At 58.0% G+C, this 22,058-nt stretch carries 21 protein-coding genes; 5 read left to right on the top strand and 16 right to left on the bottom strand.

The features are described 5' to 3' along the window. Positions 1 to 15: 15 nt before the first annotated feature. From nhaB to ACYZT5_RS08825, 3 genes are all read right to left on the bottom strand, one after another. On the bottom strand, positions 16 to 1,518 hold the full coding sequence (gene nhaB / locus ACYZT5_RS08835; RefSeq protein WP_462050750.1) for a sodium/proton antiporter NhaB: 1,503 nt from the start codon (positions 1,516 to 1,518) through the stop codon (positions 16 to 18). A 78-nt stretch (positions 1,519 to 1,596) separates the two neighbouring features. Then, complete coding sequence (locus tag ACYZT5_RS08830; RefSeq protein WP_462050749.1) at positions 1,597 to 2,886, bottom strand: NHL repeat-containing protein; 1,290 nt, start codon at positions 2,884 to 2,886, stop codon at positions 1,597 to 1,599. A 237-nt stretch (positions 2,887 to 3,123) separates the two neighbouring features. Then, positions 3,124 to 3,393, bottom strand: a complete 270-nt coding sequence (locus ACYZT5_RS08825; protein WP_462050748.1) for a hypothetical protein — start codon at positions 3,391 to 3,393, stop codon at positions 3,124 to 3,126. Between the two features lie 341 nt (positions 3,394 to 3,734). On the opposite strand from ACYZT5_RS08825, the gene ACYZT5_RS08820 reads away from it, so the two are divergent. Next, on the top strand, positions 3,735 to 5,060 hold the full coding sequence (locus ACYZT5_RS08820; RefSeq protein ID WP_462050747.1) for a sigma-54 dependent transcriptional regulator: 1,326 nt from the start codon (positions 3,735 to 3,737) through the stop codon (positions 5,058 to 5,060). A gap of 68 nt (positions 5,061 to 5,128) precedes the next feature. On the opposite strand, the gene ACYZT5_RS08815 is transcribed toward ACYZT5_RS08820, so the two are convergent. The 9 genes from ACYZT5_RS08815 to ACYZT5_RS08775 all read right to left on the bottom strand — a co-directional run bounded on the left by ACYZT5_RS08815 (position 5,129) and on the right by ACYZT5_RS08775 (position 13,706). Then, positions 5,129 to 6,409 (bottom strand): coiled-coil domain-containing protein, encoded by a 1,281-nt coding sequence (locus tag ACYZT5_RS08815; protein WP_462050746.1) that lies wholly within the window; start codon positions 6,407 to 6,409, stop codon positions 5,129 to 5,131. 46 nt (positions 6,410 to 6,455) lie between these two features. Next, complete coding sequence (locus ACYZT5_RS08810; RefSeq protein ID WP_462050745.1) at positions 6,456 to 7,196, bottom strand: hypothetical protein; 741 nt, start codon at positions 7,194 to 7,196, stop codon at positions 6,456 to 6,458. 34 nt (positions 7,197 to 7,230) lie between these two features. Next, positions 7,231 to 7,911 (bottom strand): C39 family peptidase, encoded by a 681-nt coding sequence (locus ACYZT5_RS08805; RefSeq protein ID WP_462050744.1) that lies wholly within the window; start codon positions 7,909 to 7,911, stop codon positions 7,231 to 7,233. A gap of 62 nt (positions 7,912 to 7,973) precedes the next feature. Further along, positions 7,974 to 9,443 carry a heme utilization protein gene (locus ACYZT5_RS08800; protein WP_462050743.1) on the bottom strand — a complete coding sequence of 490 codons (1,470 nt, stop codon included), beginning with the start codon at positions 9,441 to 9,443 and terminating at the stop codon, positions 7,974 to 7,976. 51 nt (positions 9,444 to 9,494) lie between these two features. Continuing rightward, positions 9,495 to 10,067, bottom strand: coding sequence for an adhesin (locus ACYZT5_RS08795; RefSeq protein WP_462050742.1), 573 nt, complete (start codon positions 10,065 to 10,067; stop codon positions 9,495 to 9,497). 1 nt (position 10,068) lies between these two features. Continuing rightward, positions 10,069 to 10,506 carry a hypothetical protein gene (locus tag ACYZT5_RS08790; RefSeq protein WP_462050741.1) on the bottom strand — a complete coding sequence of 146 codons (438 nt, stop codon included), beginning with the start codon at positions 10,504 to 10,506 and terminating at the stop codon, positions 10,069 to 10,071. A 333-nt stretch (positions 10,507 to 10,839) separates the two neighbouring features. Further along, the gene (locus ACYZT5_RS08785) at positions 10,840 to 11,364 is read right to left on the bottom strand and encodes an AAA family ATPase (protein ID WP_462052219.1); all 525 of its coding nucleotides are present in this window, start codon (positions 11,362 to 11,364) and stop codon (positions 10,840 to 10,842) included. Continuing rightward, a complete protein-coding gene (gene pnuC, locus ACYZT5_RS08780; protein WP_462050740.1) occupies positions 11,361 to 11,924 on the bottom strand; it encodes a nicotinamide riboside transporter PnuC in 564 nt (187 codons plus the stop codon). The genes ACYZT5_RS08785 and pnuC overlap by 4 nt, the downstream gene beginning before the upstream one ends. Positions 11,925 to 12,071: 147 nt before the next feature. Continuing rightward, positions 12,072 to 13,706, bottom strand: coding sequence for a methyl-accepting chemotaxis protein (locus ACYZT5_RS08775; protein WP_462050739.1), 1,635 nt, complete (start codon positions 13,704 to 13,706; stop codon positions 12,072 to 12,074). Positions 13,707 to 13,998: 292 nt separating this feature from the next. Here ACYZT5_RS08775 and ACYZT5_RS08770 point away from each other — a divergent pair, with 292 nt between their 5' ends. Further along, a complete protein-coding gene (locus ACYZT5_RS08770; RefSeq protein WP_462050738.1) occupies positions 13,999 to 14,829 on the top strand; it encodes an undecaprenyl-diphosphate phosphatase in 831 nt (276 codons plus the stop codon). After that, the gene (locus ACYZT5_RS08765) at positions 14,826 to 15,254 is read left to right on the top strand and encodes a DUF1294 domain-containing protein (RefSeq protein ID WP_462050737.1); all 429 of its coding nucleotides are present in this window, start codon (positions 14,826 to 14,828) and stop codon (positions 15,252 to 15,254) included. The genes ACYZT5_RS08770 and ACYZT5_RS08765 overlap by 4 nt, the downstream gene beginning before the upstream one ends. On the opposite strand, the gene ACYZT5_RS08760 is transcribed toward ACYZT5_RS08765, so the two are convergent. Then, entirely contained in the window at positions 15,251 to 15,610 is a 360-nt protein-coding gene (locus ACYZT5_RS08760; protein WP_462050736.1) for an MmcQ/YjbR family DNA-binding protein, read from the bottom strand. The two genes, ACYZT5_RS08765 and ACYZT5_RS08760, sit on opposite strands and share 4 nt — an antisense overlap. Further along, complete coding sequence (locus tag ACYZT5_RS08755; RefSeq protein ID WP_462050735.1) at positions 15,607 to 16,515, bottom strand: LysR substrate-binding domain-containing protein; 909 nt, start codon at positions 16,513 to 16,515, stop codon at positions 15,607 to 15,609. Before ACYZT5_RS08755 ends, ACYZT5_RS08760 begins: the two co-directional genes overlap by 4 nt. A gap of 128 nt (positions 16,516 to 16,643) precedes the next feature. Here ACYZT5_RS08755 and ACYZT5_RS08750 point away from each other — a divergent pair, with 128 nt between their 5' ends. Together ACYZT5_RS08750 and ACYZT5_RS08745 are read left to right on the top strand one after the other, a co-directional pair. Further along, on the top strand, positions 16,644 to 17,255 hold the full coding sequence (locus ACYZT5_RS08750; protein WP_462050734.1) for an FMN-dependent NADH-azoreductase: 612 nt from the start codon (positions 16,644 to 16,646) through the stop codon (positions 17,253 to 17,255). 169 nt (positions 17,256 to 17,424) lie between these two features. Beyond that, complete coding sequence (locus ACYZT5_RS08745) at positions 17,425 to 18,462, top strand: alpha/beta hydrolase family protein (RefSeq protein ID WP_462050733.1); 1,038 nt, start codon at positions 17,425 to 17,427, stop codon at positions 18,460 to 18,462. Positions 18,463 to 18,637: 175 nt separating this feature from the next. Here ACYZT5_RS08745 and ACYZT5_RS08740 read toward each other — a convergent pair whose 3' ends face one another. Then, a complete protein-coding gene (locus ACYZT5_RS08740) occupies positions 18,638 to 19,825 on the bottom strand; it encodes an MFS transporter (protein ID WP_462050732.1) in 1,188 nt (395 codons plus the stop codon). A gap of 260 nt (positions 19,826 to 20,085) precedes the next feature. Continuing rightward, on the bottom strand, positions 20,086 to 21,675 hold the full coding sequence (locus ACYZT5_RS08735) for an ABC-F family ATPase (RefSeq protein ID WP_462050731.1): 1,590 nt from the start codon (positions 21,673 to 21,675) through the stop codon (positions 20,086 to 20,088). Positions 21,676 to 22,058 lie beyond the last annotated feature (383 nt).

Raw genomic sequence — 22,058 nt, 5'->3', positions numbered from 1 at the left:
GTCAGACCTGATGTCTCAAAGCCAGAAACTCACCGCATACCAGCCAAGAACTCCCATCACCACGGTGTACGGCAACGCCATCCACACCATCCGCCCGTACGACAGGCGAATCAGCGGTGCAATCGCCGAGGTCAGCAGGAACAGAAACGCAGCCTGACCATTGGGCGTCGCCACGCTCGGCAGGTTGGTGCCGGTATTGATCGCAATCGCCAGTGTTTCGAAATGCTCACGGCTCATGTGGCCGGAGATGAAGGCCTGTTTCACTTCGGTGATGTAAATGGTCGCGACGAACACGTTGTCGCTGATGGCCGACAGCAAACCGTTGGCAATAAACAGCATGCCCGGCTGTTGATCCGCCGGCAGGGCCAGCACCCACTGGATCAAAGGCGTGAACAGTTGCTGATCGTGTATCACCGCCACCACGGCGAAGAACACCACCAGCAGCGCCGTGAAGGGCATGGCGTCCTTGAACGCGTTGCCGATGCGGTGCTCGTCGGTGATGCCGGTGAAGGCGGTGATCAGCACGATCACCATCAAGCCGATCAGGCCGACCTCGGCAATGTGGAACGCCAGCCCCGCAATCAGAATCAGCGCTGCCAATCCCTGCACGATGAGCGCTGCACGTTGGCGTGAGGTGCGTTCGGCATTGTCTTCGGCGGCGTAATTGGCCAGTACCGTACGCACGTTGTCCGGCAACAACGTGCCATAACCGAACCAACGCAGTTTCTCCAGCAGGACGCAGGTCATCAGACCTGCCACCAGGACCGGCAACGAAACCGGGGCGACTTTCAGAAAGAATTCAGAGAAGTGCCAGCCCATCTCGTGGCCGATCAGCAGGTTCTGTGGCTCACCGACCAGTGTGCAAACACCGCCCAGTGCGGTGCCCACGGCGCCGTGCATCAGCAGACTGCGCAGAAAGGCGCGGAATTGTTCGAGGTCGGCGTGATGGAGTGTGGGCAGGTGCTGGTCATCGCCAAACTCGCTGTCCTGACGCGGATCATTGCCCGAGGCAACGCGGTGATACACCGAGTAAAACCCGACGGACGCACTGATGATCACAGCGGTTACCGTCAATGCATCAAGAAACGCCGACAGAAACGCCGACAGGAAGCAGAACATCAACGCCAGCAGCGCCTTGGAGCGAATCCCGAGCAGCAGCCGTGAGAACAGAAACAGCAGCAGGTCTTTCATGAAGTAGATGCCGGCTACCATGAACATCAGCAGCAGGATCACTGGAAAGTTGTGCACCAGTTCGTCGTAGAGTGCCTGGGGCGTGGTCATCTTCAGCAGCAGCGCTTCGATCAGCAGCAGGCCACCGGGCATCAACGGATAGCACTTGAGCGCCATGGCCAGGGTGAAGATGAATTCCAGCACCAGCAGCCAACCGGCCGCCACTGGGCCCACGGTCCACAACACCAATGCGTTGAGAATCAGGAAGCCGACAATGCTTGCCTTGTACCAGCGGGGTGAATGCCCGAGAAAATTGTGCGCGAACGCCTGAGCCATTGAACCGGGCATCGGCTACTCCTTGTATTAAGAAGCGCGCAACTTGCCGTAAGCGGAAGGGAAGATCAAGTGTAGGAAAATTATGCAGGCCTACCCCAGATAGCGTGCGACGACTGCCCGATAATTTCCATCCAGTGAATAGCCTCCTACGACAATGTTTCCATCAGTCTGGATGCTCACTGAAGTCGCGGTATCCAGGCTGCGGCTCAGGTGAGTGCGAACCCAACCGATGCCATTGCCGAAGCTGTGATCGAGTTGCCCGTCAGGTAGATGCCGGGCCAGAATGAAATCCGCCTCGAAACCGCCGATCGTGGCGCCGGCCGTCAGCACGCAGCCGTCCGGCAGTGCCTGCGCGGCGGTCCACTGGCAGCCACATTGGCCGATCTGCAGCAATTGGGCCTGGCCTCCATTGCAATGAATGTCCGGGCGACCGTTGCCGTGTACTTTCAGTGCCATGCAGTGCATCGGGTCGCGGCTGCTGCCAAAACACTGCACATCGCCATTTTCCTGTTGGACGATCTGGCTGACCTGAGCGCTAAACCCCCGTGCCTTGAAGGTCATAAAACCATCCACGGCGAAACAATCGTCGAGCCTGCCGTCGGTGTGATAGCGGGCCAGCAGACCTTCTTCAGGGAAGTTGATCGACCCGCCCACCAGGATTCGACCGTCTCGTTGCACCCTCAGGGCACTGAGCCAGGTGTTCATCAGCAAGTGCCTGACAATCACGAAGCCACGACCGTTGAAGGTCTCGTCCAGCGAGCCGTCGGTGTTAAGTCGTATCAGGATGCCGACATGATCGGCCAGTTCGAAGTGATGATTGGCCAGCAGCAGGATTCGACCGTCCTCCTGCACGCAGACATCACAGGCTTCTGCGCCCGGTACGCCGGGGGGTAGCCAGTCGTCACGCATGCCCTGGGAAAGGCCGCCCGGTAGACGCACGACGCACCGGTTATTGTCGCCAAAACCTTGAACCGGGCGGCCATGTTGATCAAACAGGGCGAGGGCGGGCAGTGTCTGGCGAGTATTTTCGTAGTGCAGGCCGGCGACCAGAATGTGCCCATCAGGCAGAACCTGGACTTTGCCGGCCATGGCCTCGAAGCCGTGTTCAAATTGCCCGATGACGCTGCCGTTATTGCCGAACGCCAGATCTGCCGAGCCGTCCTCAAGCAGGCGAGCCAGGCCAAAGCGGCTGCCGCCTCGCGTTTCGACCTTCGCCGCGACCAACAACCTGCCACGTGAATCAATCGCCACACCGTTGGCCATGCTTGAGAGGCTGCCAGCGAAATACACTTGGGTTTTGCCGGTGCCGGCAAAGGTTGTATCGAGCGTTCCGGCGTCGTTCAGTGCTGCAGGTGAGGCAAACGCTGTCTGGATTGACATGCACGCAGCTCCTTGCGAGTCGTCCTGATCCAGGAGTTGGGTGGCGACTGTATAAGGAAGACATTCAATCCCTGAATGAGTAAATGCACAACGGTCAGAACTAATAAGCGGAGGGTCGCTGTGTGCCAGAACAGTGTCTTTTCGAACCACTGGCAAGCCTGCCAATAGTTGGCTGCGAGCAACTTCGAATACTAATCAGGGAGGGTGCGGGTTACCGATAAGTAACCCGCAAAATGCTTAGTGTGGCATCGACCACGATTGCAGTTTGTAACCTTCCAGGCTCAACTCGGCGCGGGCCTGTTTGAGCACGCATTCAAGTTGTGCGGGATCGGTATAGGCGCTGCTCGGGATCTGCTTACGGCCGATGCTGCGGGTGTTGGTGCGATCGATAACGGTCAGGCTGAGTTCGCCATTGCCGTCTTGTGGAGCCCAGGCCACGCATTGGAAAGGCTGAAATGCGCGGTCGGCAATCAAAAGAGCTTCGTTGATACGGAGCGGGGCGTTCATGGGTCTTCTCTCTATATGCCCAAACAAATGATGTGCCGTCGGTTGGGCTTACCGTTCGGCTGGTTACTTGTACTGATGCCCGCAACCGGGGGGCAGGTCACATACAATTAAAAGAAATTTCAACTTTCTTCCATCGGCTCATGATCCAGACAGATTTTGAAAGCTGAATGAAAGGTTTAACTCGATAGGTAACTACCAAGTTTGCTTCTTATAACTACATACGCAACCGTCCTATAGTCAAACGGTACAAGGCCACGTCAAATTCTTGCTAATGTTACAGCCAGGTCCGCCAAACGACTGTTTTTAATAAAATTTCCTAAATTTGGCGCCAAGGAACAGTCATGATCGAAGTGCCTGCCTTACGACGATTGTTAGTAGTGGACCCTTGCGACGACTGTCATCGTCTGCTGCCGGGTTTGCGCTCTGTGGGTTGGGACGTTGACAGCTGTACTCTGGAAAACGCCGCCGACAAAACCTGCGACGTCGGCCTGTTGCGTTTGCAACCCTTTCACCTGGAACGCCCGGAAGCCGTCAAAGAACTGATCAGCCGCAGCGGTACCGAGTGGATCGCCGTGCTCAATCAGGAAGTCCTGCGGTTGCAAAATGTCGGGGACTTTGTCTGCGAATGGTTTTTCGATTTCCATACCTTGCCGTTCGATGTGTCCCGGGTTCAGGTGACGCTGGGGCGAGCATTCGGGATGGCACGCCTGCGTGGGCAGGGCACGGTTCACATTGATCAGCCGGAGCACGAGCTGCTTGGCGACAGCAAGCCCGTTCGCGAACTGCGCAAGTTGCTGAGCAAGCTGGCGCCCACCGAGTCTCCGGTATTGATTCGTGGTGAAAGCGGTACCGGTAAAGAACTGGTCGCCCGCACCCTGCATCGACAATCCCAGCGTCACAGCAAACCCTTCATCGCGATAAATTGCGGCGCAATTCCCGAACACTTGATCCAGTCCGAACTGTTTGGCCACGAGAAAGGCGCCTTTACCGGCGCCCACCAACGCAAGGTCGGGCGGATCGAAGCGGCCAATGGCGGCACACTGTTTCTCGATGAGATCGGTGACCTGCCGCTGGAGTTACAAGCCAACCTGCTGCGCTTCCTACAGGAAAAACACATAGAGCGTGTAGGCGGCAGTCAGCCGATTCCGGTGGATGTGCGGGTATTGGCGGCGACTCACGCCGACCTTGAGGCAGCGATCGAGAAGAAACGCTTTCGTGAGGATTTGTACTACCGCCTGAACGTACTGCAAGTCGTCACCGCGCCACTGCGTGAGCGCCAGGGTGACTTATCGATGCTGGCCAACCACTTTTCCCACTTCTACAGCCATGAAACCGGCCGCCGTCCGCGCAGCTTCAGTGAAGACGCCTTGATTGCCATGGGCAAGCATGACTGGCCGGGCAACGTGCGCGAGCTGGCCAACCGGGTACGTCGCGGGTTGGTACTGGCCGAAGGCCGGCAGATCGAGGCGCGAGACTTGGGGCTGATCAGCCAGCAGGCCGTTGCCGCGCCGATGGGCACGCTGGAAAACTACAAGCACCGGGCAGAGCGCCAGGCCTTGTGCGATGTACTTAACCGCCACAGCGATAATTTGAGCATCGCCGCCAAGGTGCTGGGGATATCCAGGCCTACCTTCTACCGTTTGTTGCACAAGCATCAAATACGTTAGACGCAAGATCTAAAGACAAAAAAAGCCCCGCTGGGATTGAAGTCGCAGCGGGGCTTTGTTGTTGTGGATTAGAAGTAGTACGGGAATTTCAGGCTGAAGGAAAAGTCTGGCGAGTCGTCGGTCAGTCCGATGGACAGGTTGGGAACGATTGTCAGGTTATTGGTTGCTGCCAGGGTCATGCCGATGTTGAAGTTGGCCGAGTTGTAATCGCTGTTGGTAATCGATTGCCAATCGCCACCGTCCGGCTTGATCTTGCTCTTGCGGGCGAACTGATCGGTGAACGAGAACGACATACTCATCTTCTCGTTCAAGGCGAATGCAATGCCGGCGCCGACCTGCCAGGAGTCGCCCAGTTTCACGTCTCCTTTTACTTTGGAGTTGACCTGAGGGCTGATGTCGCTGAAAGAGTCTTCCATGTTGTAGGTGTAGGACAGGCTGCCGAACAGCACGGCCGGGTCGAAGGTCTTGACCAGCGAGAGACCCGGGGTGATCGACCAGACACCATTGCCGGTAGGCAAGTCCTCGGGCACCGAGAGGTTATCGTTGCCAGGGTCATTGACCAGCTTGATACCGTAAGGGTCCTTGCCGGTCGGCGCCTTGACGCGCAGGGTCGCGACCGCGTCGGGCAGATTGGCCGACTCATCCAGAAACTTGTAGGCAACGCCAACGTTCACATCGCCGATGGTCGGGTCGCGGGTAACGGTTGCGTCCGACGTCACCGGGCCAGCGCCACCGGCGCCACCGGAGGAGTACGTTGATTCGCGATAAACCACGGGGACGTTAATGTCGAACTGCCAGCGTTGTCCCGTGTTGTAGCGGGCGGTCAGGTCCAGTGTCCAGTTGTCGGCCTTGATGCGGTCGAGGTTGATGTTGCCGAGGAAAATCGAGTCCAGTGCCAGGAAGCCGTTAAGTACCAATGCACGGGTATCGTAGTGCGTGTAGGTCAGGCCGGTTTCGAAGCTGAACTTGCCGCCCCCGAAAAAGCCGCTGGCTTCGTCATACAGGTTGGAAACGCTTTGCGCAGGCTCCGAATCATCCTTGAGCGATTGGCCGTATGAACTGCCTGTGGTTCCCGGCGCACCGGCGGCCACCGTCTGGGCACCCTTGGTCGTTTCGGCAGGGGATTTGGTCAGGCGTTTGGGAGCCGGTGTCGCAGGTGCTTCTTCGACTTGGCGAACGCGTTGCTCGAGTACCATCAGCGCGTTCTGTTGTGCTTCGTAACGCTGTTTCAACTCCATGAGTTCTTGTTTTAGTATCTCGACCTGGGGGTCCGGTGCTGCGTACAGCAGTGTCGCCGGGGCCAGGCTACTCAAACAAACGATAGCTCTGAACGTTAACGATCGGTGCATGGGTTAGCCGTCCCTTCTGACTTCATCTGATGAGACTGAGCGTAGATCAGAATCCTTGAGTGCGAAGACCTTTGAGCTGGTCCAGGTTGCCGTTCAGGGACCCTCCTGTCGCCACGTTGTCACGCAGCACGACATTGAGGGACGTGAGGTTGCGGACCTGGTTGCCACCGCCGAGCAACGTCGTGTTCTGCATCAGCCCACCCTGGGCCAGGCGTTGTACGGTACTGCCCTGGTTGTTGTTGGCCACGATATTGAGTTGCACACCTGTACCGGTGGAGGAAACGCTCAGCGAGCCCGCGCCATTGGCGCCGACCAACGTCGAGCCTGCGGCCAATGCCTGGCCCTGCTGTTGCGTTGCTGGCGCTTGGTTAGCCTTTGTGACGTTGATATCAACATTGTTGTAGGCAGTGTTATGGTCGCCGGCAGCACGCACGACTTGAGTGACGCCTTCGGTGCTGTTGAGGCCGTTGCCGCCAGTGACGGTACCGGTGCCTTGCGAACTCGCTGAACCATTACCTTTTTCGTCGATCATCGATACATAGAACTGTGGCTTGATGGTCGATTGTTGAATTTGCATCGAGGAAGTTGCCCCGATCACTTCACCGTTGGCATTTTGCCAAGCGCTGGTCATGACAATGCCGAAACTGACGATCCGTCCCGGCATGACATAGCGGCCTCGCAGGGTCGCCAATTCCTGATCATTCAGTTCAATGGGTTTGAACGTCTGAGCCTGGGTCGGCAGGCTGGCGGCCAGGCAAACCACGGCCAGCCAGATTGGAGTCTTCATTGGAATGCTCCCGGAGCGTCGTGCTCCCTTGTTATTAGAAGAAGTCGCTTTGAATGAATCCGAAATCCATCAACTCTGCGTCTTGCACCGGGCTGAAGGTGTTGATGCGGTTCTTGGCGGTCAGTGGCAGGGGGGGGGCGAGCAACGCATTGGTTTTGTCGTAGCCTTGGCCGATGACGGCAAAGATGATGCCGTTCCAGCCTTTTACAAAGTCTTCGACTTTGTAACGTTTATGACCGAGTACCGGATCTCCGATATATACCCAGCCCTGATGGACTCTTTGCATGACCACAAAATGTTTGTAACCACGAATATCCATGAGTACCACAACCGGAATTCTGATTTCGCTCAACGTTTCCGTCGCTACCCGGTAGCCGCGGGCCCGCATACCGATACTCTCCACGTAACGCTTCATGTCGAGCATGGAGAAGCCCTGGACGCGGACAAGATCCTGATCGGAGTGTGACAGCATGCCTTCGATGATTTGTTCTTCGTTCACGTCCAGCCAATAGGCCTGGCGCAATACGGTCGCCAGCGCAGCTGCGCCGCAACTGAAGTCGGTTTTCTGTTGCACCAGGTCGGCAAATTTACGCTCGCGTATGCTCTGGATCGGCTTATACACCACCGCGCCGCCCGGCAGGACGGAAAGCGGCAATTGTGCAGCCTCAATCACACTGGCCACGCAAAGCAAAAATGCCAAGGCGATAATGCGCATAGTGGGACGCCTTCTGGTTGTGTTGAAAAAGGCCCCCATAAGGGGGCCTCCAGAGACAGCAATTAGAACGACTGGTTGGCAATGGACAGCGAGTTGCTTTGTTGGTTACCCACACCGGCAGCCACGTTGACGCCCAGGTTGCCACTGCCGCCATTCACCGAACCGCTCAGGGTTGCAGTGTTGGTCACAGGGTTAGCCCAGCCAGTTGGAGTCAGCACTTGATAGGAGTAGGTGTTGCTCAAATCAAATGAACTGCTTTCACTGAAGCTTCCCGCTTTTGCGAACTCGGATTCGGACGATTTACTGGCCGATTTTTCGAACGAGGAGGCGTTCGATTTCTCGAACGATTTATCGAACGATTTTTCGAACGAGGAATCGCGCGATTTGTCGTACGCGGATTCGCGAGACTTGTCGAACGAGGAGTCGCGAGATCTGTCGAACGAGGAATCGCGCGATTTGTCGAACGATTTGTCTACCGCTACGTTAAGCGTTGCGTCAAGCGATGCGGTAAGCGATGCATCGGAACTGCTGCTGCGGGTGCGATCGCCACGGCCATTATTGACGGTAGTGGAATGGGAAGCCGCCGCAGCAGCGTCCAAAGTAGCGCTCAAGGAAGCATCCAAGGATGCACTCGAAGAACCGCTTGCACTACTGCTGTTGGAACCGCTCGCAGAACTGCTGTTAGAACCGCTCGCAGAACTGCTGTTGGAACCGCTCGCATTGCTGCTCTTCGAACCGCTTACATCAATGCTGAGGGAACCGCTGGAATCAGAGCTCCTGGCCCCGGCCGCAGCCCAGCTCGAAGAAGCGCTTTGACTGCCGCTAACCTCGAATGACTTATCTTTAGAGAAACTACCGCTGGCCGTTTTGGTTACCGTAATGGTATCCACGCGGTAGGTCCGATCAGCGTTGTTATTCACTGTCAGGCCAGGACCGCTTTGATTGGCAGAGGCGCTGGCTGATGCGTTACCCAACGGGGAGTTGGAGTTGGCAATTGCCATGGTGTTTTTCTGTTGGTTAAGGTCGCCACCAGCAATGTTGACCCCCATATTGCCGCTGCTGCCATCGGCCGATCCGCTCATCACGGCAGAGTTTTGGGTGCCGTAGTTCCACACTTTGTTGTTGTTGCTGTATTGCGTGACTCGAGCGCTGGCGTCGGCATTGCCGAACACGAAGCTGTTATCGAGGCTGGAGGTGGCGCCAGCGTTTGCGATGGCGGCCGCGTTGTCTTGTTGGTTGCCGGCGCCTGCTGCCACGTTGACACCGACGTTGCCGCTCGCGCCTGAGGCAGAGCTGCTCATCTCGGCTGAGTTCTCAGTCCCTTCGTTGTAGATGCGGTTGCCGGTACTGCTCTGCCTATCGTTCGCATTGGCGGTCGCGCTGGTATGGATCACTGTTGGAGGAGGGGTATGGTGATTGTTGTGATGACCATTATGGTGACCACGCCGATCGTTCTGTCCAGCTTGTGCAGCAACAGCCAAGACCGCAGCGATTGCAAAAACCAGAGGTTTTATTGCCATCGAAGGTTTCATGGTGGTTCTCCGTACTTATTTTAGGTTAAGTGTTGTACCTACCTGTTTGGGTCAATCCGTGACCCGTACGCTCAGGGTATTGGCCGTTCGGTTTCCCACCCCGGCGCTCTGATTCAACTGGATCACCCCACGGCTACCGGTGAAGGCCTGATCGCTGGTAGCGACCTGGCGATAGCCTGGTGCAGAGTCAGTTGGATCGGAGTTGGTGATCAGCGTCACGTTCTGTTGCCTGAGGACGCTGTCGTCGATGCTTTGCGGCTGTGTGCTGACGCTTATCCGCAGGGCATTGGCTTGCTGGTTGCTGGCGCCCGCGCTCTGGTTGACGCCCAGTACGCCGCTGCCGTTGCTGAAGGAGTCGCCTTGAATGCTGGATCGAGCATCGATCCTGGGGTCGACCACCGTACGCAGCCGTTGGCGTATCTGTGTGGTCGCGCTGGCTCCATGGCCAATGGCGATGGCCCGGGCGTTAGCCTGTTGCTGTAGATCGCCGGCAGCCTGGTTGACCCCGAGGTTGCCTTGGTACTGCGTGCCCGAACCGTCGATTTCGGCGTTGTTGATGACGGGAGATTGGGCAAAGGTCGATGCACTGCAAAACATGGCGATAATCAGCAGCGTACGATTCATCTTAACGGTCTCCCGTTATGACTTTCAGAGCACCCAGGCCTTGCTGGACGCTTGAATTGACCATATTGGCAATACCGTTGCCGGCATTTCCCGAACGTCCAGCGGGGAGGTTGGAAAGCTGGGTCTGGTTGCTGATATTGCCGCCCAGGTTGTTGGTGTTTTGAGTGACCAGGCGGGAGATGCCTGCACCACTGGCGACACCGGCAAAGTCGCCGTCGCTCAACTCGTTCGTTTGACTGAGGATCTGTTTGGACGGGTTGGCATTGGCGGTCGTGGGGCTAGGGTCGGGAATCATCGGCGCACGCGTTGCCATGCGTGGTTGGACATCACGTTTGATAATGATGATGCCGTTGTCAGCTTGTACAGGCAGGCAAATACTTGAGCCCAGTGCGCATCCGATCAGCAGGAGGCTATAGATTTTTTTATCAAATTTCCCCACAGCGGCAATTCCTTCTGTAAGTGGAACGCTGGCCCTTATCAGCGTTGCGAGGAAGAGAGCAGAAGGTGTGCCGGTTTTCGTTTTTCTTTTAAAAACAGTTGGTTGGCTTTAATTGTCGAGGTGGTCAAAAAAATGTTGTAACGCCTCTGAGACAGAGCCACGCAAAAGCGCCGTCCATGCTGGCGGCATTGCTCGCTGAGGGCGCTGAAGGCAGGTTGTATCAGTGGCTTAACATTTTTTTGACGGAGCGCTCGGACCGCTTTAGCTCGCGGGTTTGCGCAGGGGTGGGTGTTTCAGGAATGGACATTTGCGACAGGGCGGAAGTTACCCTTGTCAGGCCTTGAGCAAGCGCGTCACAGCCTCGAATGCCGCGTCCTTGCGCTGTTTCCAATCACCTTGCAGTACCTGGCAAGGCTGGCGGTGCAGGTCAAGCCATTGGTGGCTGGCCTGGAAAAACGCCTGGCGTTCTGCCAGTTGCGGTTGGCAACGCTGCCCATCGTCATGCCAGGCCACGGTTTCAGGGCTCAGCAGCAAATGCAGGTCGTAGTGCCGTGCCAGCAATGCTTGCTCGATCCACGTCGGGCAAGCGCCAAACAATGTGCGACTCCAAAGGATATTGCTTAAGAGGTGCGTATCGAGAATCAACAGTGACGGTTGTTTGGCGCGTGCTTCATCTTCCCAAGTCAGCTGGCCATGTGCGATGGATGAAATGTCATCGTAGCAGGTTTCGCGGGCTTCACTTTCGATGAAATGCCGAACGTACTCACCGACCAATATGCCGCCAAAATTGGCGTGAATCTCGCTCGAAAGCCAGCTTTTTCCGCTGGATTCCGGCCCTGTCAGCACCAACACCTTCATGGGCACAGCAGCGGATCGCTGCGCCATGTGCGCCAGCCTTGAATGGCCAGCAGGGTGAACAGGCCATACAGGGCAGCAGTCAGGTACATCCCCTTGTACAGGAAGAGGCCGACGAAAATACAGTCCAGGACGATCCACAGCGGCCAGCACTGCACGCGTTTTTGCGCCATCCACAATTGCGCCACCAGGCTGAAACCCGTCAGCGCAGCATCGAGCCAAGGCTGCGCGGCGTCGGTCCAATGGGCCATGGCCGCGCCCAGTAACAGACTGCCGACCGCTCCAATAACCAGGCCAGAAGCAACCGATTTACCGTCGAGTTGACTGACGTGCCGACCCTGGTGCGCGTCCCCCGCACGCGTCCACTGCCACCAGCCATAGAGCTGCAACGCGGCGTAGATCACCTGCAGCAGCATGTCCGAGTAGAGCTTCACCTCAAAAAAGATCCAGCTATAAAGCAGTACCATGACCAGGCCGATCGGCCAGCACCAAGGGTTCTGTTTGACCGTCAACCAGACGGCAATGACGCCGAGGGCGGCGGCAAACAGTTCAAGCCCGGACATGGAGGTTCCTTGGGGGAAGTCTGAAAGGGGGGGCAGATTGTAACGGGAAGGCGCGAAGTTTGAAGATCAAAAGATCGCAGCCTGCGGCAGCTCCTACGCCGAGCGCATCTCCCTGTAGGAGCTGCCGAAGGCTGCGATCTTTTCGGGTTACACCCGGAACTGCTTGAGTAGACCGTTCAATTGCTCACTCAATTCCTTCAGGTGAACGCTGGCCACGCTCGACTGTTCGGCCGCCAGCGCTGTGCTGTGGGACAAGCCGGCTGCCTGGGTGACGTTCTGGTTGATGTCCTCGACCACATGCGCCTGTTGCAAGGTCGCGCTGGCGATGGAGGCGTTCAGCCCGTTGAGGTTGCGCAGCGCCTGGCCAATAGCATTCAGGCTTGCACCGGCCAGGCCGGCCTGCTCGATGGTCAACTGCGATGCACGGCTGCTGTCGCCGATCACTTTGACCGCCGCTTCGGAGTGACTTTGCAGGCGCTCGATCATCGACTGGATCTCGGCCGTGGACTTCTGGGTACGCTGGGCCAGCAATCGCACTTCATCAGCCACCACCGCAAAACCGCGACCCTGCTCGCCGGCCCGGGCGGCTTCGATGGCCGCGTTGAGGGCCAGCAGGTTGGTTTGCTCGGCGATGGAGCGGATCACTTCGAGGACGCTGCCGATCTGCGTGCTTTCGGCGGCCAAGGTGCGAATCACTTCCACTGCCTGATCGATGGTGGACGACAACTTGTCGATCTGTTGCAGGCTGCCATCGATATTGACCTGGCCCTGCTGCGCCTGAGACTCGGCATCGCGCATTTCGCTGGCGGCGTGCTCGGCGTTCTTCGCAACATCGTGCACGCCATACGTCACTTCATTAATGGCAGTGGCCACCAATTCCATTTGTTGGGACTGCTGCTGGCTGCGTTGCTGCGCCTGAGCAGCGTCGTTGCCCAGTTCGCTGGACGACTGGCCCAGGGCACTGGCCGACACTTGCAGTTCTTTGATCACCAGTCGCAGCTTGGCGGTGAAAGCGTTGAAGTGCCGTGCCAGCTGCGCGACTTCATCCTGGCCATCGGTGTCGAGGCTGCGGGTCAGGTCGCTCTCGCCGCTGGCGATGTTGGCCATGGCGTTCACGGTTTCCTGCAGTGGACGCACGATGCTGCGGGCGATCAGGATCACCAGCAGCGCCATGATCAGGGCAATCACCAGCCCCACGAACGAGGCCTTCCAGACCTGGCCATAGAACTCGGCTTGCATGTCATCGATGTACACGCCCGAACCGATCACCCAGCCCCAGGGTTCGAACAGTTTGACGTAGGACGTTTTTTCTACCGGCGCGTTGGCCCCCGGTTTAGGCCAGCGATAGTCGACCGTGCCGGCACCCTTGGCCTTGGCGACGGCGACCATTTCGTTAAACAGGGCAAAACCATCCGGGTCGCGGATCGCCGAGAGGTTCTGACCATCGAGTTTCGGGTTGGCCGGGTGCATGATCATCACCGGCGTCAGGTCATTGATCCAGAAGTAGTCATTCTGGTCATAGCGCAGACCGCGAACGGCAGTCAGTGCCTGCTTCTGCGCGGCATCGCGGGTGAGCGTGCCGGCGGTTTCGAGGTCGTGGTAATAGGTCAGAATGCCACTGGCGGTTTGCACCACATGCTGGGTTTTCTGAGCCTTGGCGTGGTACAGGTCCTCGTGAATCTGCTTGAGCATCAAGACGCCCAACGTCATTAGCATCATCACGGCGACGATCAAGATGAGCCACAAACGTCGGCTGATCGACATACTGCGCAAGCTGTTCATAACGCTGTCACTCCGGTTTCTTTTTCTTGTAATAAATGATCGCCAGCATCCAACCACACTTCGCCGAACGGTCATATCCGACCCAAGTCCAATAACGCGGCAGCGCTAATCGGGCTTGTCTGATAGGATTTCGGCCCCGCACGGAAAAACCTGAATCCAAGTTGATTTTTCACGGAATTTTTACGGTTTCGTCTGGATCCTGTGCGCGCGGGACTTCAGCTACGCTGATCGCAGTTAACGCTCTGACAAATATTAACGGGGCATGCTTTTGCGCATCGCCTTTGGGGGATTGATGGATCTTTGGACGGCCTTGCAGGCATTGATTTTAGGCGTTGTAGAAGGGCTGACGGAGTTTTTGCCGATTTCCAGTACCGGTCACCAAATCATTGTGGCGGACTTGCTCAACTTCGGTGGCGAGCGGGCCATTGCTTTCAACATTATTATTCAGCTGGGGGCGATTCTGGCGGTGGTGTGGGAGTTTCGCCGCAAGATCCTCGAAGTGGTGACCGGTTTGCCAACGCAGCCCGGCGCTCGTCGCTTTACCGCAAACCTGTTGATTGCCTTCATGCCGGCCGTGGTACTGGGGGTGATTTTTTCCGATTTGATCCACGAATACCTGTTCAACCCGATCACCGTCGCTGCGGCGTTGGTGGTGGGCGGGATCGTCATGTTGTGGGCCGAACAGCGTCAGCATGAAGTGCATGCCGAAACCGTTGATGAGATCACGTGGCAAGATGCCCTTAAAGTCGGCTTCGCCCAGTGCCTGGCGATGATTCCCGGGACTTCACGTTCCGGCTCGACCATCATTGGTGGCTTGCTGTTCGGGCTGTCACGCAAGACCGCTACCGAGTTTTCGTTCTTTCTGGCGATGCCGACCATGGTCGCTGCGGCCGTTTACTCAGGCTACAAATACCGCCACCTGTTCGTACCGTCTGATTTTCCGGTGTTCGCAATCGGCTTCGTCACCGCCTTCATCTTTGCAATGATTGCTGTCAGGGGCTTGCTCAAGTTCATCGCCAGCCACAGCTACGCGGCGTTCGCCTGGTATCGCATCGCATTCGGTCTGGTCATCCTGGCCACTTGGCAGTTTGGTTGGGTTGACTGGGCCGCGGTCAAGCCATGAATGACGCCAGCGCGCGCAACAACCCCGGAAGCAAGCCCGGTGGAGAGATCCGCAAACCTCGGCTGAAACTACTGGTGTTCGCGGTGCTGTGCGTGCTGCCGCTGTTCGGCTCGATGTCGTTGTGGCTGCGTGGGGTTTCGGTGATTCCCTTGGCGGCGTATGGGATCGTCAGCGTGCTGGCGTTTTTTCTGTACTGGAGCGACAAGCGCAAGGCTCGCGCCGACAATTGGCGCACGCCAGAGAACGTGCTGCATGCGGTGGAACTCGCCGGCGGCTGGCCGGGCGCCTTGCTGGCGCAGCAGGTGTTTCGGCACAAGACGCGCAAACTGTCGTTTCAGCTGTTGTTCTGGATGATCGTGCTGCTGCACCAAGTGTTCTGGATCGATCAACTGTTCCTGGGGGCAAATCTGCTGGCGCTGTTTTAAAGCAGCAGTCCGACCTGGGTACGCTTGGGCAACTTGCTCACCACCAATTGATGGGAACGCTGCAACAAGCCTTGTAGCTCTTCGGTGCCCAAAGGGTAGGGCGTTTCCATGATGATCCACTGAGCCCGCGCCAGATACGGCGCCGGGCGGATTCCCGGACGGTCGCAATGACCGAGAAACAAGTCCTTGTCGACCTTGAAGGCCAGGGAGTCGCCCCGCAGATTCTGCAAGGCGAACATCTTGTTCCCCGCAATCGAAAACACCCGCACGCCACCCCACTTGTAGTCTTCCCGAGCACCCGGCAGCGCGAGACAGAATTGCGCGACGTCCTTTTCGCTCATACGTCCAGGCTTCATATCAGTCGGTCCCCACAGGCATTGAATGATTCGATCAAATGGTCGAGCCAGGCGCGTACGGCCGGCATCACCCCGCGCCGATGAGGGTAGACCGCTTGCAGCCAGCCGCCAGGCAACGACCAATCGGGCAGCAACTGCACCAGCGAGCCGTTTTCCAGTTCCTGCTCGCAATACATCATCGGCAGCATCGTAAAGCCCTGGCCAGCGAGGGTGCAGGCCTTGCGCACGATAAAGTCGTCGATGCCCAATCGCGCTTCGAGGCTCAACTCAAAGCTTTTACCCTGTTGATCGAGCATGCGGATATGCACCATGCGGTCGGGTTCCAGGGCGCCGAGCACGGGCAGGTTTTTCAGGTCTTCGGGGTGGTTGATCTCACGTCCGTGCAAGAACGCGGGGCTGGCGACCATCGCCATCTGGGCCTGGCGCAAACGTCGGGTGACCAGCAGCGGATCCTCATCGCCCAACTCACGCACCCGCAGCGCGACATCGACGCCCTCGGTCACCAGGTCGACGCGGCGGTTGAGCAACATGACCTCAAGTTGAACCTGAGGAAACTTCTCAAGGAAATCGCTAATCACTGTCGGCAGAATTTCGTGGGCCAGCCCGACGGGGCAGGACACCCGCAAACGCCCGCGAGGTTCGCTGGACATGCTGGCGACGGCTTCATCCGCCATCTCGGCTTCCAGCAGCATCGCCTGACAGTGCCGCAGGTAACGTTCACCCACGGCGGTCAGCTTCAATTGTCGGGTGGTGCGTTGCAGCAGGCGCGCGCCCAGACGTTCTTCCAGCTCGGCGATGCGCCGTGATAACCGCGACTTGGGTATCCCGAGCAAACGCCCGGCCGCTGCGAAGCCACCGGCTTCGACGACCTTGGCGAAGTAGTAAAGATCATTGAGGTCTTGCATGGTTGAGCTCGATTGTTCTATCAGTGGGACGAACTATCGCATTGTTGCGGCCTAATCATCTATTGGTTTCGCCTGTAGGATTCTCTCCATCAGATCGCCTCGTGGCGATCCTCACCTGGAGATCCCACATGAAACTGCTGCATATCGATTCGAGCATTCTTGGTGACAACTCGGCTTCCCGTCAGCTGAGCAGCGAAGTCGTTAAAGCCTGGCAAACTGCCGAGCCGACTGCCGTGGTGACCTACCGCGACCTGGCCGCTGATGCCATCAGCCATTTCTCCACCACGACGCTGGTTGCCGCCGGCACCACCGCTGAACTGCGCAACGCCGCCCAACAGCACGAAGCCGAGCTGAGCGCCTCGACGTTGGCAGAATTCCTCGCCGCCGATGCCGTGGTGATTGCAGCCCCGATGTACAACTTCTCTATCCCGACTCAACTCAAGGCCTGGATCGACCGCATCGCCGTTGCCGGTCAGACCTTCCGTTACACCGAAGCCGGCCCTGAAGGCCTGTGCGGTGGCAAGAAAGTTGTCATCGTATCGACTTCCGGCGGTCTGCATGCCGGTCAGGCGACTGGCGTTGCTCACGAAGAGTACTTGAAAGTCCTGTTCGGCTTCATCGGTATCACTGACCTCGAGTTCGTCCGTGCCCATGGCCTTGCTTACGGTGACGATGTCCGTACCAAAGCCATGAGCGACGCTCAAACGCAAATCAGCGAGCAGTTGTTCGCCGCCGCGTAAGGCTTGTGTAAAGAAAATCAAACAGCTCGGGCAACACTCAAAAAACTCTGTATTCTGATCACGCAAGTGCCAGATGCGGAGTTTTTTGTTTCTGGCTGTTTCATCTCCTGGCCCGAGTTATGCAGTTGAGGGTTACCGTTTCCGGTCAAGTAACAAGGTGGGGCATCCCATGGTGCGTCTTTGTGCAACCTTACTGATTTGCCTGCTCAGCAGCCTGAATTCAGTGCACGCCGCGCCTGCGCCGCATCCTCACTGGAGCGCCGGCTTCCATGAGATGAGCTTTCTCGACCCTCTGGACTTGCAGCCGATGCGCGCCATCGCCTTCTATCCCTCCAGCGACAAGGAGCACTCCAGCAAAATCGAGGGCTACACGGTTGAAGCGGGCGAGGACACCCCAGTCGCTATCGGTCGTTTCCCGCTGCTGATGCTGTCCCACGGCAACACCGGAACCCCGCTGGCCTTGAACGACCTAGCCACGTCGCTGGCACGCAAAGGTTTTGTGGTGGTGGCGGTGATCCACCCGGGTGACAACTCCAAAGACCACAGCCGCCTCGGTACGTTGAGTAACCTTTACGGTCGGCCCATCCAGATTTCCGAAGCCATTACCGCGACGCTCGGCGATCGTATGCTCGCGCCCTTCGTCAATGCCGATCAGGTCGGTGTGATCGGTTATTCGGCGGGTGGGGAGACGGCGCTGATTCTGTCCGGCGCGACGCCAGACCTGGATCGTCTGCGCCGCTATTGCCAGGAGCGCCCGGACGACCGCGATGCCTGCAACACCCAAGGTGAATTGATTGTCGACCGTGATGATTTGCAACCGGTGGCTGACCCTCGGGTTCGCGCCTTGCTGCTAATGGCGCCGCTGAGCCTGAAGTTTGGCCGCCATACCCTGGCCGACGTGCATGTGCCGGTGCTGCTCTACAGCGGCGACGGCGACAAACTGGTGGCGTTCGACAAGAATGCCGCCGCCCTGGCGCGCAAACTGCCGATTGCACCGGACTTCAAGTTGCTGGCCGGGGCAGGGCACTTCGTGTTCATGGCGCCTTGCAACGAAGAGCAGATCATTGCCATGCCGGCGCTGTGCACCGATGCCGATGGCGTCGACCGCAAAGACATCCACCGCACCATGGTGTCCGAAGCCGGGCGTTTCTTCTCTCATGCTCTGGGCAAACCGACCCGGGCCGGGATGCAGACTGCAGATCAATAATCGCCACCAATCTGCAGCTGTCGAGCTTGCGAGGCTGCGTTCGGCTGCGAAGCAGTCGTAAAATCTGCATGTACATTATGTCTGAAACACCGCGGAGCTTGATTTTACGACTGCTTCGCCCGAGCGCGGACCGAGCCGAACGCAGGCTTCGCCAGCTGCATGGATCGTGCGGCGGTTAAGCCATTGCTCGGCGCTTGAGTAGTAACGTCAGGCCTAATCCGGTCACCGACAGCAACGCCGCGCTGAAGAAAATCCACGTGTACCCCAGGTTCAACGCCACCGCGCCCATCAACGGCCCGGCAATCGCCAGCGCCAAATCGAAAAACACCGCGTAAGCACTCAGCCCCGCCCCGCGACTGGAGTTGGGCACTTGCTTGATCGCTTCGACCCCCAGCGCTGGATAGACCAGCGACAGGCCGAACCCGGTCAGGCCTGCGCCGATCAGCGCATAACCGGTCGAGGGCGCGAGCCACAGCAACACCAGGCCCGCTGTTTCAATGCTCATACAGGCAATGGCCGAGGTAAATCCACCGAAACGGCTGATGCTGGAAATGAACAACAGCCGCGCCAGAATGAAACAGACACCGAACACCGTCAGGCAATAAGCCGCACCGGCCCAGCCGCGGCTGACGTAGTAAAGGGTAATGAAGGTGGTCAAGGTGCCGTAGCCAATGGACGCGAGGCTCAGGCTCGCGCCGAACGGCGCAATGCGCCCGAACACCGCCCAGAACGGCAGGCGCTCACCGCGAATCACCGGCACCGAAGGTTTGTTTCGAATCAGCAACAACGCCGCCAGCGCCAACACCGACAGCGCGATCCCAAGGCTGGCGAACCCCAGTTCACTCACCATCACTACCCCCAGCGGCGCACCAATGGCGATGGCGCCGTAGGAGGCGATGCCGTTCCAGGAGATCGATCGCGCGGTATGTTCAGCGCCCACCTGACCCATGCACCAACTGATGGTGCCGACCCCGATCAAGCCTTGGGCAATCCCCAGCAACAAGCGGCCAGCGATCAGGATCAACAGGCTCAGCAACGGAACGCTTTGCAGCAGCGTTGAAATCAACGTCAGCACGCCGCTCAACACAATCCCCGACAACCCGTAAACAATCGCTCGCTTGGTGCCGATGCTGTCCGACATACGCCCGGCCATCGGGCGGCTGAGTAGGGTGGCCAGGTATTGCGAGCCGATGGTCAGCCCCGCGATGATCGCGCTGAAACCCAGCTGTTCGTGGACATACCCCGGCAATACCGCAATCGGCAGGCCGATGCAGAGGAAGGCAATAAAGGTATAGAAGACGATGGAGACGATCTGCAGGGTGATCGCCATGGAGCTTTGGGGTGGCAGTTGCTGCACAGACATGAGGGCTCGTTCGCGGGCGGCGGTGGGAGAACTGCATCATGGCTTGCATGGGAAATAAAAGGAAGCAGGCTAACTACTTTCTCCCGGACTGATCGTTCCCACGCTCTGCGTGGGAATGCATCTTGGGACGCTCCGCGTCCCTTCCGGAGCCGAACGCGGAGCGTCCGTTGAGGCGTTCCCACGCAGAGCGTGGGAACGATCGATCAGAGCAAAAAAAGCCCCGTCACAAGGACAGGGCTTTTCGTTGAAGCAGCTTTTATTTAGAACACAACGCCCTGGCTACGCAAGTAATCATCATACGTACCGCTGAAATCGATCACGCCGCTGGCGCTCAACTCGATGATGCGGGTGGCCAGGGACGATACGAACTCACGGTCGTGGCTGACGAAGATCAGGGTGCCCGGGTAGTTCTCCAGCGCCAGGTTCAACGCTTCGATGGATTCCATGTCCAAGTGGTTGGTCGGTTCGTCCATGATCAGCACGTTCGGCTTTTGCAAGATCAGCTTGCCGAACAGCATGCGACCTTGCTCACCACCGGAGATGACCTTGACCGACTTGAGGATCTCGTCGTTGGAGAACAGCATCCGGCCGAGGGTGCCGCGAACGATTTGCTCGCCGCCTTGGGTCCATTGGCCCATCCAGTCGAACAGGTTGCAGTCGTCTTCGAAGTCGTGCGCGTGGTCCTGCGCGTAGTAGCCCAGTTCTGCGGCATCAGTCCACTTCACGGTGCCGGCATCCGGGGTCAGTTCGTTGACCAAGGTGCGCAGCAGGGTGGTTTTACCGATACCGTTCGGGCCGATGATCGCCACGCGCTCCCCAGCTTCAACCTGGAAGCTGAAGTCCTTGAACAGTGTCTTGCCGTCGAAGCCTTTGGCCATGCGCTCGACGATGACCGCCTGACGGTGCAGCTTCTTGGTTTGTTCGAAACGGATGAACGGGCTCACACGGCTCGAAGGCTTGACCTCGGCCAGCTGGATCTTGTCGATCGCCTTCGCGCGGGAAGTGGCCTGCTTGGCTTTCGAGGCGTTGGCCGAGAAGCGGCTGACGAACGATTGCAGTTCGGAGATCTGCGCTTTCTTCTTGGCGTTGTCCGACAGCAGTTGCTCGCGGGACTGGGTCGCCACGGTCATGTATTCGTCATAGTTGCCCGGGAACAGGCGCAGCTCGCCGTAATCCAGGTCAGCCATGTGGGTGCACACGCTGTTCAGGAAGTGACGGTCGTGAGAGATGATGATCATCAGGCTGGAGCGCTGGGTCAGAATGTTTTCCAGCCAGCGGATAGTGTTGATGTCCAGGTGGTTGGTCGGTTCGTCGAGCAACAGCACTTCAGGATCGGAGAACAGCGCCTGAGCCAGCAATACGCGCAGCTTCCAGCCTGGGGACACTTCGCTCATCGGGCCGAAGTGCTGCTCGATGCCGATACCCAGGCCCAGCAACAGTTCGCCGGCACGGGATTCAGCGGTGTAGCCGTCCATTTCGGCGAACTCGGTTTCCAGCTCTGCCACGGCCATGCCGTCTTCTTCGGTCATTTCCGGCAGCGAGTAGATGCGGTCGCGCTCGGCCTTGACCTTCCACAGCTCTTCGTGGCCCATGATCACGGTATCGATCACGGTGAATTCTTCGTAAGCGAACTGGTCCTGGCGCAATTTACCCAGACGCACGTTCGGCTCGAGCATGACCTGGCCGCCGGACGGCTCGAGGTCGTCGCCGAGGATTTTCATGAAGGTCGACTTGCCGCAACCGTTGGCGCCGATCAGACCGTAGCGGTTGCCCGCGCCGAATTTGACCGAAACGTTTTCGAATAGCGGCTTGGCGCCGAACTGCATCGTGATGTTAGCTGTAGAGATCAAAGGTTTTTCCTGCGAAGCATTCAGAGTAGCTAGGGTTGCGGCAGTACCGATTCAGTACCCGTTTCCGGTATTCGAACCACAGGAAATGCATCCCGGTCAGAAGCGGAAGGTCCATCTGGCAATAAGTGGACAGCAGCATATGGAGCGCTTGGCCCGAGTCGAAGTGCGCTGAGACGGGGTTCATTCCCGTCATCAACCAAGGGGGGCGCGTAATGTTTGGCGGCGATTGTACTGGTCTGGCTCTTTAAACGATAGGGCGTTAAGGCCGCACGGCCGCTTTGGCAGCATCAGCGGACAGATTTTCACCGTTGAACGTTAACTATTGGTTACAAACTGTGGCTAAAATGCCATCTATCAACCTGATGCCGACCATCGGCATAGGC

It is taken from the genome of Pseudomonas sp. LB3P14 (assembly GCF_054898045.1).
This window is presented reverse-complemented; position numbering and strand designations above follow the sequence as displayed.